We start from the raw sequence: 14,875 nt of genomic DNA, 5'->3' as shown, positions 1-14,875 counted from the left end.
TTAATTAACGAGATTTGTATCCTATAAGGGATAAAACATACAGCACATGACTGAATGAACTGTATTAATATATATATAAAATGGAAAAAGATTTAGAAATAGGATTTAAAAAAATTTTACAAGGAAATCGTGAGTGGATGGACTTTGTTAAGAATGATACGACTGGTCGTTTTCAACAATTAGCAAAAGGTCAAAATCCAGAAATTTTATGGATTGGTTGCGCTGATAGTCGTGTTCCTGCAAATGAAATTACAGGTACTAAACCTGGGGAAGTATTTGTACACCGTAATATCGCAAACATGTGTGTGCATTCGGACATGAGCATGTTATCAGTACTCGATTATGCTGTAAATGTATTAAAAGTAAAGCAGATTATTATTGCTGGTCACTATGGCTGTGGTGGTGTAGCAGCATCATTAAGCCGTAATCAATTTGGAATTATTGATAACTGGTTATGTCACATCAAAGATGTTTATCGTTTACATGCAGCAGAAATAGATGCAATTGATGAACATGATAAAAAAGTTGATCGTTTAATTGAGTTAAATGTGCAAGAACAGGTATTTAACTTATGTACAACTTCTATTATCCAAAATGCTTGGAAAGATAGAAACGATCTAGCTGTTCACGGAATGGTCATCAACATTGGAACAGGTGAATTAACAGATCTTGATTGTACGTTCACGAGTAACGAAGATCTTGGAGATGTATTCTCTTATAGATAGCATATAAAAGGATCGGGCAACCGATCCTTTTACTATTAAAAACAGTTCTTTACCCCCTCTCTTCTCTCCGTTACAACTCACTCATTTTTCTTTCGAAACAACTTACTTTAAAATGTAAGAACTACTACGGATAATTCGAAGTAATACTTAACTTTGTATTATGATAAACGAGGAGAAATCATTAAATTTTATTGAAGAAATTATCGAAGCAGATCTTCGTAATGGGACCCATGATGGGCGTGTATTGACACGTTTCCCTCCCGAGCCTAACGGCTATCTTCACATCGGTCATGCAAAATCTATTTGCCTAAACTTCGGTTTAGGGCAAAAATACAATGGCCAGACCAACTTACGTTTTGACGATACTAACCCCGTGACAGAAGATACGGAGTACGTTGAAAGTATTAAAAACGACATTCAATGGCTTGGCTTCAACTGGGCACAGGAATTATATACTTCTGATTATTTTGACACCCTTTATCAATATGCTGTAGACCTCATCAAAAAAGATTTGGCTTATGTAGATGATAGTACTGCCGAAGAAATTGCAGCAGCCAAAGGTACGCCAACTGAACCTGGAGTTCCAACTCCTAATCGCAGTCGTAGCATTGAAGAGAATTTGGTTCTTTTTCAAGAAATGAAAGATGGTAAATATCAAGATGGTGAAAAAGTGTTACGTGCTAAGATAGATCTTGCAAATCCAAATATGCACTTACGTGATCCGTTGTTATACCGCATCAAACACGCTCATCACCACCGAACTGGAAATAAATGGTGTATTTATCCCATGTACGATTTTGCACATGGACAATCCGATTCTATCGAAAAAATCACACATTCTATCTGTACGTTAGAATTTATTCCACATCGTGCATTGTACGACTGGTGTATTGAAAAACTAGAAATCTATCCTTCAAAGCAATATGAATTTGCGCGTTTAAACATGACCTACACCGTTATGAGTAAGCGTAAGCTTTTACAATTGGTAAATGATAAATTCGTAGAAAGTTGGGATGATCCACGTATGCCTACTATTTCAGGTTTACGTAGAAGAGGTTATACTCCAGCAAGTATCCGTACTTTCTGTGATAAGATCGGCGTCGCTAAACGCGAAAATATGATTGATGTAAGTCTGTTGGAATTCTGTATTCGTGAGGATCTGAATAAAACAGCATGGAGAAGAATGGCTGTGCTAGACCCTATTAAATTAGTGATCACAAACCTTCCTTCTGACCACATGGAAGAACTACATGGTGAAAACAACCCAGAAGTTGAGGGTGGTGAAGGTTCTCGTATGATTCCTTTTTCAAATGAATTATGGATTGAACGTGATGACTTTATGGAAGATGCTCCAAAGAAATTTTTCCGTTTAGGTCCTGGCCTTTCTGTGCGTCTAAAAAATGCATATATAGTAACCTGTCATGATTTCGTTAAAGATGCAAATGGTCAAGTAACAGAAGTACACTGTACTTATGTGCCCAATTCAAAATCTGGCGAAGATACTTCAGGAATGAAAGTTAAAGGAACTATTCACTGGGTTTCTGTGCCACATGCTAAAGAAACAGAAATCAGATTGTACGATCGTTTATTTAACGACGAGAATCCTGCTGCTTCAGAAAACTTCAAAGAATCGATTAATCCAGATAGTTTAAAAATCAGCAAAGCATTTATTGAACCTGATTTGTTAAATGCAATCCCTGGAAAAGGTTATCAGTTTATCCGTTTAGGGTATTTCACTTTAGATACATCTTCTAAACCAGATCACTTGGTTTTCAACCGTACGGTCGGACTAAAAGACTCTTGGGCCAAGGAAGTTAAAAAAGGATAATATTAATATTAACAAAAAAGGGAAGCAGCTGCTTCCCTTTTTTTAATATATCATTCTGATAGATACATCTTTTTATATTTATTGCTCAGCTCAGCAATATATGCATATCGGTCCTTTTCTTTTGTATTAGAAAGTATACGTTCATATAGATCGACCGAGTCAAGAGCCATCCTTATATTTTGAACTTCCAACCCGTTTTCAGGTTTGTCAATAGCTAGTTGTTGATAATAATCCATATGCTCTGTTAAAAATTTCATATTACGATCAACCAGCTGGTTTGCAAATTTTATTTCTCCAGTTTTATAAAGCGTATCAATAACATCCCCATAACTCGTCACATCAGACATGCTATATAGTCTTTGGGGTAATTCATTAAATGCTTTTACTGCCACTTGTCTTGCTTTTTCGGTCTCCCCTTTTGCCAACAGGGTTCGCGCTGCTTTCCCGAAAATCTCCTCTGCATACATACCTGCAAAACGGAAGGAATCCGTATCAAGGTAAGTTGCTTGATGTATGTTTCCCCAAGCGTATTTATCAACAATATTTTTATATAATTTATCGACATTAATTAGAGACTCCCCTTTTTCAAGCTTTGCTTCTATAGGCATCAACCGTTTGGCAAACCCTTCATTAACCATGTATTTATCCAATCCCATCAAACTTTCAGCGGGTACCATTCCTGAAAAATAAATTGGTCTTTTCCAATTATTATTCACAAGAACAGACATCAAGCCTAGATCTGCGCGGGTGACGTAATCATTACCAAAAGTCCACTCCATTTGTTTTGGGATCTCACTTTCCCATTCTTGAGGTACGACTTTATTTCTAATGACATCTTCCTTATTCACGGCAAGCTTCAAGCTTTTTGTTGGCAGAAAGTTTTCATATTGTCCGTCTCTCATTTGAAGTTTGTTATCATTACTATCTGATAATAAAAAATCCAACAACAAGTTTATATCTGTAGATCCTGCTAAATTCAGATCATGGTAAGGCAAAGATTCTCGAAGGCCTTTTGCCACCTTTTCATTCGGTATCGTGATCGGCAATCCTGCGGCCTGATAGGTACCATTTTTCACCTGGCGGAAATACCAGTCAGAAGTCAAATAACTGATCACCACTATTCTAACATCCCGCCGAACACCTTCTACTTCTTGTAAATACCATAGCGGAAAAGTATCATGATCACCGTAAGTAAACAGGATCGCATTGGGAGCACAGGTTTCTAAATAATTTTTCGCCATATCCCGAGCTAACGATTTCTCCGATCGATTATGATCATCCCAATTTTGACTAATAAGAATCAATGGGCCAGCTATGAGACATAATGATGTAGCAAGCAGATTTGCATTTCTTTCATTAATATATTTTTTAAAAAATTCAGAAATAGCAAATACACCTAATCCAATCCAGATTGCGAAAGCATAAAATGATCCAGCATAAGCATAATCACGTTCACGTGGTTGCAAAGGAGATTGATTTAAATAGATAACGATGGCCAATCCTGTAAACATAAATAAGAGACTAACAACAGTTGCATCTTTCTTGTTACGTTTAAAATGCCATAGTGCACCTGCGAATCCAATTATTAGCGGAAGGAAAAAATAGGTATTCCGAGATGGATTATGGATCATTTCATCCGATAATTTAGATTGTCCACCTACATGTAAATTGTCAATAGCCTTAATCCCCGATAACCAATTTCCTTCTGTTAAAGAACCGTGTCCCTGCTGATCATTTTGCCTTCCAACAAAGTTCCATAGGAAATAACGTGCATACATATGCCCCACTTGATAGTTAAAGAAGAATTTCAAGTTGTCAGCAAAATTTGCTTTTCTTCCTTCTTCAATACCTAAATAACCTTTATAAAAATATTGATGATAGGGTTTTTGACTGTAAATCCTTGGGAAAATGGTTTCTCTATCAAATTGATAACTTGCTGCTCTTTTTATTGAAGTATACTGGTGGTTGTCTTTTCTATAATCAATACGTTCATTGATACCAATCGGATTTGCATCAAAATATTGCCCTTTTATGAGTGGCTCTGATTCATACTGTTCTCTACTTAAATAACCCAAGAAAGAAAATACGTTTTCAGGATCATTATTATTTAAGGAAGGGTTAGCATTAGCCCTTAGCAATACCATAGTAAAAGAGCTATATCCTAATAAAATAAAACAAGTTGCCAAAATCGCTGTATTCAAAATAACTTTCCCTTTTCTTAAGGAGTAATATATGCCATAAATTAATGCCGATAAGATCATTATGACAAAAACGAATATGCCCGAGCCAAATCCTAATCCAAGTGTATTGACAAAAAACAAATCAAACTTGGCAGCAAATTTAATAAGGTACTGGATTATTCCCCACAGAATAATGGCCAATATTCCTAGTCCAATAAACAATGCTTTACTAATTCCCCAAAACGTTGTACGATCAGTTTTCTTAAAATAAATAATAAGTGCTATCGCTGGAATAACTAATAGATTCAATAAATGAACTCCAATTGAAAGTCCAATAATATAAGCGATGACAATAAGCCAACGATCTGCATGCGGTTTATTTGCACGGGCTTCCCATTTTAGAATTGCCCAGAATACGACTGCTGTACATAAGGATGACATCGCATAAACTTCAGATTCTACTGCTGAATACCAGAATGTATCGGAGAAACTGTAAGCTAAAGCTCCCACCATGCCTGCTCCCATTATTTTAATCAGGTGATTTTTATCATTGGATTGATGATCAGATTGGATAATTTTTCTTGCTAATGCTGTTATGGTCCAAAACAAAAACATAACTGTCAAACCACTGCATATAGCAGAACCCACATTCATCCAAAATGCAATCTGAGCTAAATTTCCTAAAGCAAAATTTGAAAATATATTCTGCAACATTAGAAACAAAGGTGCTCCAGGCTGATGAACAATCTGAAGTTTATATGCTGATGCAATAAATTCACCAGTATCCCACCAGCTTGTTGTTCGCTCTGCTGTGATAATGAAAACGGATGTTGCTATGATGGCACATAGCCAACCTAACACGTTGTTTACTTTCTTATAATCCATGAATGATTCAGGTTTAATTGATTATTTGATAAATCAAATTAATTTTCAATTAAATATAATAAAAAGAGATTTCATTTGAGGGTGATTAACTTTTTTTAACAAAAATCGAAACGCATAAAAAAGCCTGCTATAATGTGATAGCAGGCTTTTTTATACGATATAAGTCTTAGAATAACTTTTCTACAATACTTTTAGTCGGTCCAGGATTACTCATGGTATAAAAATGTAAAACTGGCGCACCAAAGTCAATTAATTCTTTACATTGTTGTACCAACCACTCTTCTCCGACTTGTCTCACGTCTGCATTATTTTTACATCCGGATACTGCTTCACTCAATTCCTCTGGAATATCCAAATGAAAAATTTTCGGAAGCGTAATCAGTTGTTTTTTTGTTGTCAATGGTTTTAAACCTGGTATAATTGGAATATGAATATCATTTTCCCTGCACTTATTGACAAACTCTTTATATTTTTCAACATTAAAGAACATTTGTGTAACAATAAACTCAGCCCCCATCTCAACCTTCTTTTTTAACCATTTAAAATCGGTATTAAAATTTGGCGCTTCGAAGTGTTTTTCAGGATATCCTGCAACGCCAATACAAAAGTTGGTCTTTTCTGAAATCGCAATATCCTCATGTAAGTACTGTCCTTGGTTCATATCGGCAACCTGCTGTAAAAGATCTGTTGCAAATGCATGACCACCTTCTGTTGGTATGAAATCAGGATCGCCTTTTCTTGCATCACCTCTCAATACGAGCACATTGTCAATACCCAAGAAGTTCAAATCTATCAAAGCATTTTCAGTTTCCTCTTTTGTGAAACCACCACAGATAAGATGTGGTACAGCATCCACTTTATACTTATTCATAATAGCGGCACAAATTGCAACAGTCCCTGGACGTTTACGATAAGCCACACGTTCTAATAAACCGCTCTCGTGCTTCTTATACATGTAGTCTTCTCTATGATAAGTCACATCGATAAAGGGAGGCTTGAATTCCATAAGTGCATCCATTGTTTTAAAAATACTTTGGATACCTTGCCCCTTAGCTGGTGGCAACAGTTCAAAAGAAAACAAAGTTTTTCCTTTGGCATTACTGATATGATCAACGATTTTCATTAATATTTTTTAAAGTGATTTTGGTTGGCTTACATCGAAATGCACAAGTGGACTTGTTTCAACTTATCTTTCCCAGCTCTGAGTTGGGGTAGAATGTAGCACCTTATAAAATAACAGGTTGCTAAGGCTTCATTGGGTCTATTCCCTCGGCCTTTCTCTATAAGCATCGGCTAATATCGGCAATAGAAATTTATAATCAAAATAATATTAAGGTCATGCCTAAAAAAATGCCCCAATAAAACGTTTATTAAAATGGATTTCTTTAAATAAAAAAGAGTTACTGCATATAACTACAGTAACTCCTTTTTATTAATCTGTATATCGTGAAGACTTTAAATCTCCTTATATAGCTCAACCAATCCATCTGGTAAATCAACCTCTAAAACTTTATCCTCTGAATCAATTCCTAGCATAAGATCGTCATTTAATGGGAACATCAATTCTTTTCCATTAAAGTCTACTGTTGCTATAAATTGCTGAGGCATTTCCTGTACATGTTTAATCTCTCCTAATTCTCCATGAACTTCATCAATCACCAAGTATCCAATTAAATCCGTATATCTAAAATCATCAGGATCACGCTCTGGCATTTTATCATTTGGAAGGTATATTTTCTTACGCACTAAAGGTTGTGCTTTATCAATATGATCGACGTCTTCTAAATTTAAATAGGCTGTACTATTTGATTGGTATTTGATATTGTCGACAAAGTAAGGCACTAATTTTTTATTCACTTCAGCAAATAAAACATCAAAGTCTAAATCTTGATAATCTTCAAATTCAAAAAAAAGCTGAAGCTCACCTTTTAATCCACGTGTTTTGCTAATATAACCGATGTAAAAACTTTCTTCTATGGTCATGTTCTAATTTGAAAGTGCAAATTTAAAAATATAAATATATAAATACAGTACTTCGTAGGTATAGCAACTACATTCTTAAAAAAAAGCCGGATCAAAATTGAACCGGCTTTCTTGATACTGTATGAAAGAAAAATTAACCTTCAGTTTCTTCTGCAGCAGGAGCTTCAGTTTCTTCAGCAGGAGTTTCTTCTACAACTGGCGCATTTTTAGCGGCAATAGCAGCAGCTTTTTCTTCTTTTTTCTTAGCTTCAGCAGCTAATGCAATTTTCTTAGCTTCAGCTTTAGTAGTTGCTAAACCGTCTTTTTTACCAGCAGTTCTTGCATCATTAGCTTCAGTCCAAGCTACAAATTTAGCTTCAGCAGCTGCTTCATCAAATGCACCTTTTTTAACACCGCCTAATAAGTGTTTTTTGTATAAAACACCTTTATCCGAAAGGATAGTACGAGCTGTGTCAGTAGGTTGTGCACCATTATTCATCCAATCCAAAGCTTTGTCAAAATCCAAAACGATAGTCGCTGGATTTGTGTTTGGGTTGTAAGAACCAATACGTTCGATGAATTTACCATCACGTGGAGCACGTGCATCTGCTACTACTAGGTGGTAAAAAGGACGTCCTTTTTTACCATGTCTTTGCAATCTGATTTTAGTTGCCATGTTTTTGTGTTATTTATGTATTCAACATATCCCCCGTGCTACATGCAAGAGGGGACGCAAAGATACAAAGGATTATTGGAAGTTAAAAACTAAAAATAGAAGTCAACTTCCACAGAATAAGAAAGATGACAAATAAGCGTCATTATATACCATTATGGCCAAATTATTTCATGCACACCGTCTTAGTCTTACAACGAAACAAATCATAGATGCCATCTGGATGATACAAATTTATATAGGGAATTAATTTGTAATTTTGCCTTATTTCTAAAGGCTCCGTACGCATTAGCAATTTTGTCTATTCAAATTAATAAGCGTATTTTCATCCTTCCAAATCAAATTGAATTCATGTCATCGATAGCGCCATTAAAAATATTAAAAGCCTCAGCTGGTTCAGGCAAAACATTCAGCTTAACTGTCCATTACCTGACTTTATTACTTTCAAAAGAAAACAGTTATCGTGAAATATTGGCCGTCACTTTTACTAATAAGGCGACCGCTGAGATGAAGGAAAGGATCTTATCTGTTCTAAAAGGATTAGCACAAGGTGACCAAAGCCGAAAAATCGATGATTATAGACGTTTATTGTTGACCCAATTTCCATATTGGAGTACGACTTCAATTCAAGAAAAAGCACATCGTGTTTATCGTAAAATCTTACATGATTATAGCCATTTTACCATCAGTACCATTGATGGTTTTTCGCAAAAAGTGATTCGAAGCTTTACTTACGAACTCAATTTAGATGCTGCTTACAAGATTGAAATGAATACAAGTAAGGTGCGGCAGGACCTTACTGTCATGTTAAATCAACTTCTGGATCAACGCCCTGATTTATTGGAATGGATTATTGAATATGCGGAAAAGAAAATTTTAAATAATGAAAACTGGAACTATCGTCGTGAATTAACCAATCTGGCGAATGAGATATTTTCTGAAAACTTTAAAGAGTTTGACAAACACCTCCTATCGCAAGATTCGGATAAAGTGTTCAATACCTTAAATAAAGAAATTGAAAACTTTACAAAAATATTCCTAGAAGCAGTTCATGAGGAAATAAAAAGTTTTGCAAATACTTTTAAGGCATTAAATATGGATTCTGCTGACTTAAAAGGAAAAAGTAGAAATCCGATTTACTCGCTTTCTAATTCAAAGAACAACGTATTCAAACAAAGTACTTCTAAACTACAGGAGATCATTGGTAAATATGTAGAGCTCCTAGATAAGGAAGATGCATTTTTAGATGGCAAAAAAGAAGTTAATTACGGACTACAGCAGGCACTTTTACCTATCTTAAAAAATTTCAAAATATTACAGGATAAATTAAGTACTTATATCACATATGAGGCATTCCAAAAGAATTTCTACTACCTCCGTCTTTTAAAAGAAATGAGTGATTTGTTAGCGCAATGGCGAAAGGAAAATAATGCACAATTAATTTCCGATGCGCAGATCCAATTGAATAAGCTTGGGCTAGATCAACATGGAGATCCTACTTTTATTTGGGAAAAGATTGGAAATCGCTATCAGTATTTCTTGTTCGATGAGTTTCAGGACACTTCCCGCATTCAGTGGAAAAATTACAGTCCTTTATTGATTAATGCCCTTGGGAATGCATCGGGAGAATTATCCGAGCATTTAATCGTTGGTGATGTTAAACAAAGTATCTACCGTTGGAGAAATGGAGATTGGCGAATACTATTGGAACAGGCTGAAAAACAAGTAGCAGATGCCTTTCATATTTCAAACGAGCAGGAATTACAGGAACTTGTTGAGAATGGCTCGCTGGATGTAAACTATAGAAGTCTTCCAAATATTATTCATTTCAATAATTACCTATTTGAGACAGTACCTGATCATATCCAACAGTTACTTAATGAACATATTGCTACTAATCTTACTACGGAAGGACAAACATGGTGGCAGGAAATGGGATATGACCACATGATTAATAAAGCCTACGATGGTGCGTCACAAAAGGTTCCAGAAGCAAAGGTCTTAGATGAATCACAAAAGGGTTCTATTACCATCAAATATTTTGATGTAGAAAATAACGTGAGAAGAAACTCACAAGTTGAAAGTCTTACTGTATCTTCCTTATGTGAACAGATTGAAGAATGGATTACTTCGGGCAGATACCAAGCTAATCAAATCGGAATCCTTGTACGATCGAATAAACAGGCGCGATTGATTATCCACGAATTAATGAATTATAGAAATGAAAAACAGTTACATTTTGAAGTTATCTCTGGAGACGCACTGGCATTAGAGGCTAACGAAGGTATTCAGCTGTTGATCGAAACATTAAAAGCATTTGTTTTTAATACGGATAAGCACATTTTATATAAAGCTAAAATCACACATCTTTATCATATTATTCAAAAAGAGCAAAATTTCAATGCCGAAGTCTGGTTGAAATTTAAGGAAAATGATGTTCTTAATTTAAATGAGGACCTCCCTAAGGATCTGATTGAAAATTGGGAAAATTGGCAAAAATTACCCTTAGTTCACCTCGTTGAAAAACTTATAGAAGTTTATGGTTTAACCTCATTACACAACCCACATTTGCCTTATATTCTTGCATTCAAAGATATGATCGCTAATTTTTCTGCAAATGGGGAACGCGGAATTAACCAGTTCTTAACCTTTTGGGATGAAGATGGGGTGAAGGCGGTACTTCCTTCTTCGGGCAAAGTGGATGCCATTGAGGTAACCACTGTACATAAATCTAAAGGTTTAGCTTACGATGTCGTTATGATTCCTTTCTGCAGTTGGACACTAGATGGTATGACCAACGGAAACTTCTGGATCGATACGGAAGGTACAGCTCTTGAAATTATTGGAAAGGCGCCCATAAAATATACCTCTTCTTTAGGGCAATCAACACTCTATCAAAAATATTATGAAGAGATGGTTTTCAATTATATGGATGCCCTTAATACATTTTATGTGGCGACAACCCGAGCAATAGAACATCTTTATATATCGGCTCCTGCTTTTAAGCAAATCGTTGACAAAAAAACGGGAGAGATAATGGGAATGGATGTAAAAAATGATTTAATCAGTGATATTGTTTATCAAGTGCTTGACAGCAATAATGGAGCCTTTACACTTACCGACAACGAATTGCATATCGACCATGTTATTCGTAGAGAAAAAAGCACTAAGATTGAAGTTGGCAAAATTGCCTTACAGCAATACCCGATTTCAAAAGAATTGGATAAAGCCTTTGATAAATCATCACAACGCACTATCACCAGTATCCTGCTATTGGATAAAGCGTCCCAATATGGTGTAATGGCTCACGAAATTATGTCGATCATAACTTCTGAAGACGAAATTGATGGTATTATAAATCAATATATTTCTGAAGGAATATTTACACCTTCAGAAAAGTCAGCGATTTTACATGAAGTCAACCAAATTTGGCAACACCAACAGATTAATAAATGGTTAACTGGGAATTTCAAAATTTGGAATGAATCGGCTATTATTACTGCTAAAGGAGAAACATTACGTCCTGATAAAGTTTTCACAAGTGAAGAAGAGACAATCGTATTAGACTTTAAATTTACACAGAGCGAAGCGCTGTCACATCAGAAGCAAGTCAAACAATATGTCAAAACTTTGGAAGAATTGGGGTATAAAAATGTGAAAGGATTTTTATTTTACGCCAAGTCAAATGATTTAGTAGAGGTTATCATACAAGCAAAAAACTAAGAAATGAATCCATTTTTAAAAGACGTCGCTATCGATTTGAAAAATCGTTTTGGAGAAGATCTACACGAAACTGCTATAATATTCAATAATAAGAGACCGATTACGTACCTCAAACAACATCTAGCTGAGGTATATGGTCAAGCAATTTGGTCACCACAATTTTTTACCATTCAAGAATTTTTTCGTCTGTCCACTAACTTGTCTGAGGCTACACCTATTGCACAATTTTTTATTCTCTATCATTTACACAATGAACTCCTCGCCAAGGAAGGTCATGAAGCGGAGACCTTAGAAGAGTTTTACCCAATAGCAGAAACCATATTGAGTGATTTTTCACAGCTGGATTATGATCTTGTTGACATAGACGAAATCTTTATGGAATTGTTTGACAATACCCAAATTGATTTACAGTTTCAACATTTCACTGCAGAACAGCAGGATTTTATCCGTCAATTTTGGCAATCATTTTCCATAGCAGGTTATACTGCTGTACAAGAACGATTTTTAAAGTTATGGCGACGTCTTCCGGTGCTATATCGGTCATTTAAAGAAGAATTAAAAGTTAAAAAAATGACAAATATGCCGACCATCTACCGTGATATTGTGGATGGAAAAGCAAAAAACCAAACATTCCACCAACAATATAAACAAATCATTTTTGTCGGCTTCAATGCTTTGAGCAAAGCAGAAGCTACTTTATTCAAAAAGTGGCAAGATGCAGGTTTGGCATTATTCTATTTTGATGCAGATGCTTACTATTTAGATGACAAACAACAAGAGGCAGGATTATTTATTCGTCGTAACATATTTGAAAGCGGATTGAAAAATGCATTAGGTGAAAGTTCAAATGTTATTGGCAATCGGTATTCAGATGTAAACCTTTATTCCGCAACCGGAAATGTATCGCAAACCAAATTATTGCATGATATTTTAGTAAATAATGAAAAGGAAGGCAAATCTTCTGCTATCTTATTGGCAGATGAATCTTTACTAGTATCGCTATTACAAAGTCTTCCAGATGTGAAACCTAATATTACCACCGGTTTTCCTTTGACTCAATCTCCCATCTACGGCATTATAGAATTGTGGATGGAGGTACAACACCTCATCACACATCAGAAAAAAAATAAAATTCCATACACACTGATTGAGACATTTATCAATCACCCATTGACCAATGTGTCTAAAGAGGAAAAGTTGGACATTCAAAAGCTTATATCAGATAAACAGCTTTTCGAAGTTGAAATCAAAGAGCTTTCCTTCAAAAGCTCAAGTTTAACACACTTCTTCCACCCCATTGTAAGGATAGAGGAAGCAATTGCTATATTGATTCATATCATTGATAATCTACTGCAAAATCTAGCGCAGGAAGATCGAATAAAACAGATTGACAGCAACTTATTGATTGAAGTAAGAAAGACGTTAAACCAGCTTAATTTAGGTCTAGAATCGCTTCAACCGCTAAGCCTACCATTTCAATTTGGACTGATCAGTAAAGCAATTGCAAATATCAATTCGGCAATCGAGGGTAATCCACTTGAAGGACTGCAGATCATGGGGCTTTTAGAAAGTCGTTGTCTCAATTTTGACCACGTTTATGTTTTAGGTGCAAATGAGGGTATATTGCCTAAAACATCTAGCTCTCCAACATTCATCCCCAATTCACTAAGACAGGCTTATGGATTACCGATTCTAGAGAACCAGGACGCGCTTTCCGCATATTTGTTCTATCGTCATTTTCAATACAGTACCGAAATCCACCTGCTCTATAATGGTATTGTTAGCGACAGTTCATCTGGAGAGGAAAGCCGCTTTATCAAACAGCTGGAGTTTGAAAGCAAGTTCAATTTTTTAAAACATAATCAACAGCAAAATATTACCTTTTTACCTGATCAAGATGAAGTTATCATTGACAAAAAAGGAAAAGTTTGGGATAAATTGCGCTCAGATTTCATTACTAATAAGAAAAAAATTTCTGCAACAGCGCTCACGACTTATTTACAATCTCCCCTGCAATTTTTCTTGAAATATGTAGCTGAGATTAAAGAACCTCCCAGTATCTCGCAAGAATTTGAAATGAACAATTTGGGTACTGTTATTCACAACGTGATGGAAAAAGTCTATCTACCATTCAAAGGTGCAGCACAATTTGTACCTATAGGAAAATTAGAGCAATCATTACAGACAGTAGATGCTTTAATTATTGCCGAAATAATTGAATTATATCAATTGGAAGGCACGGGACTAAATTCGCTAAATAGTCTTCAGCGGATCATGCATAAGATTTCTTCTGAATATGTCAGATTACTGGTTCAACATGACATCGATCACTTTATTGGCATCAAAATCATTGAATTGGAAAATGATGAAGACTATATCATGGATTTTCCTATCGAGGTTGAAGGGAAAGAGGAAAATGTACGTATATACGGTATTATTGACCGCGTGGACGAAGTGCTATTAAAAGATAAAACAGTCAAAATACGTATTGTTGATTATAAAACAGGCGCGGACGAAGTCAATTTTAAGTCATTGGATAAAGTGTTTATCAAAAACACGGAGAATAAAGCATTGGTGCAAACTTTATTTTATACGTATGTCTATGAGCAGGTAACAGGACGTATCGGAATAGAACCTAATCTGTATGTTGCTCGAAAAATGAGGGAAGAAGGAACTTTATTTTACGCCAAATCAGAAGTGTTAGAAACAGTATATCTTGCAGAAGTGAAAAAAGAATTTATTTCCTTTCTAAAAGCTACTTTGGAAGAGATCTTCAATCCAGAAATTCCTTTTAGACATGATCCAAAAGCAAAAATATACGATTCGGATCCTTATACTTTATTTTACAAAAACGCTATCGACGAAGAAGACGAAGAATAAATGCAATATCATAAAAAGA

Annotated in this window: 8 protein-coding genes and 1 riboswitch; of the genes, 4 read left to right on the top strand and 4 right to left on the bottom strand. The window is 35.4% G+C overall.

Translation table 11 applies throughout. From position 1 onward, the window contains the following. Nucleotides 1-80: 80 nt before the first annotated feature. Together JAZ75_RS09255 and JAZ75_RS09250 are read left to right on the top strand one after the other, a co-directional pair. On the top strand, nt 81-725 hold the full coding sequence (locus JAZ75_RS09255; RefSeq protein ID WP_021190157.1) for a carbonic anhydrase: 645 nt from the start codon (nt 81-83) through the stop codon (nt 723-725). A 160-nt stretch (nt 726-885) separates the two neighbouring features. Beyond that, nucleotides 886-2,553, top strand: a complete 1,668-nt coding sequence (locus tag JAZ75_RS09250; protein WP_208701414.1) for a glutamine--tRNA ligase/YqeY domain fusion protein — start codon at nt 886-888, stop codon at nt 2,551-2,553. A 50-nt stretch (nt 2,554-2,603) separates the two neighbouring features. Here the strand turns inward: JAZ75_RS09250 and JAZ75_RS09245 are convergent, their stop codons facing one another. The 4 genes from JAZ75_RS09245 to JAZ75_RS09230 all read right to left on the bottom strand — a co-directional run bounded on the left by JAZ75_RS09245 (nt 2,604) and on the right by JAZ75_RS09230 (nt 8,256). After that, a complete protein-coding gene (locus JAZ75_RS09245; protein ID WP_208701412.1) occupies nt 2,604-5,618 on the bottom strand; it encodes a protein O-mannosyl-transferase family in 3,015 nt (1,004 codons plus the stop codon). Between the two features lie 166 nt (nt 5,619-5,784). Then, on the bottom strand, nt 5,785-6,741 hold the full coding sequence (metF, locus tag JAZ75_RS09240; RefSeq protein WP_132769319.1) for a methylenetetrahydrofolate reductase [NAD(P)H]: 957 nt from the start codon (nt 6,739-6,741) through the stop codon (nt 5,785-5,787). 60 nt (nt 6,742-6,801) lie between these two features. Beyond that, nucleotides 6,802-6,907: riboswitch (SAM riboswitch) on the bottom strand. Between the two features lie 166 nt (nt 6,908-7,073). Next, complete coding sequence (gene rimM / locus JAZ75_RS09235) at nt 7,074-7,601, bottom strand: ribosome maturation factor RimM (RefSeq protein ID WP_132769321.1); 528 nt, start codon at nt 7,599-7,601, stop codon at nt 7,074-7,076. Between the two features lie 133 nt (nt 7,602-7,734). Next, complete coding sequence (locus JAZ75_RS09230; RefSeq protein ID WP_021189406.1) at nt 7,735-8,256, bottom strand: 30S ribosomal protein S16; 522 nt, start codon at nt 8,254-8,256, stop codon at nt 7,735-7,737. Between the two features lie 348 nt (nt 8,257-8,604). On the opposite strand from JAZ75_RS09230, the gene JAZ75_RS09225 reads away from it, so the two are divergent. Then, the gene (locus JAZ75_RS09225) at nt 8,605-11,976 is read left to right on the top strand and encodes a UvrD-helicase domain-containing protein (protein WP_132840973.1); all 3,372 of its coding nucleotides are present in this window, start codon (nt 8,605-8,607) and stop codon (nt 11,974-11,976) included. Between the two features lie 3 nt (nt 11,977-11,979). After that, nucleotides 11,980-14,856, top strand: a complete 2,877-nt coding sequence (locus JAZ75_RS09220; RefSeq protein WP_208701410.1) for a PD-(D/E)XK nuclease family protein — start codon at nt 11,980-11,982, stop codon at nt 14,854-14,856. The last annotated feature ends 19 nt before the right edge of the window (nt 14,857-14,875 follow it).

This window comes from Sphingobacterium sp. UDSM-2020 (genome assembly GCF_016132525.1).
Lineage (GTDB): Bacteria > Bacteroidota > Bacteroidia > Sphingobacteriales > Sphingobacteriaceae > Sphingobacterium > Sphingobacterium anhuiense.
The sequence above is the reverse complement of the archived record's forward strand: the minus strand, read 5'-3'. Positions and strand labels throughout refer to the sequence as shown.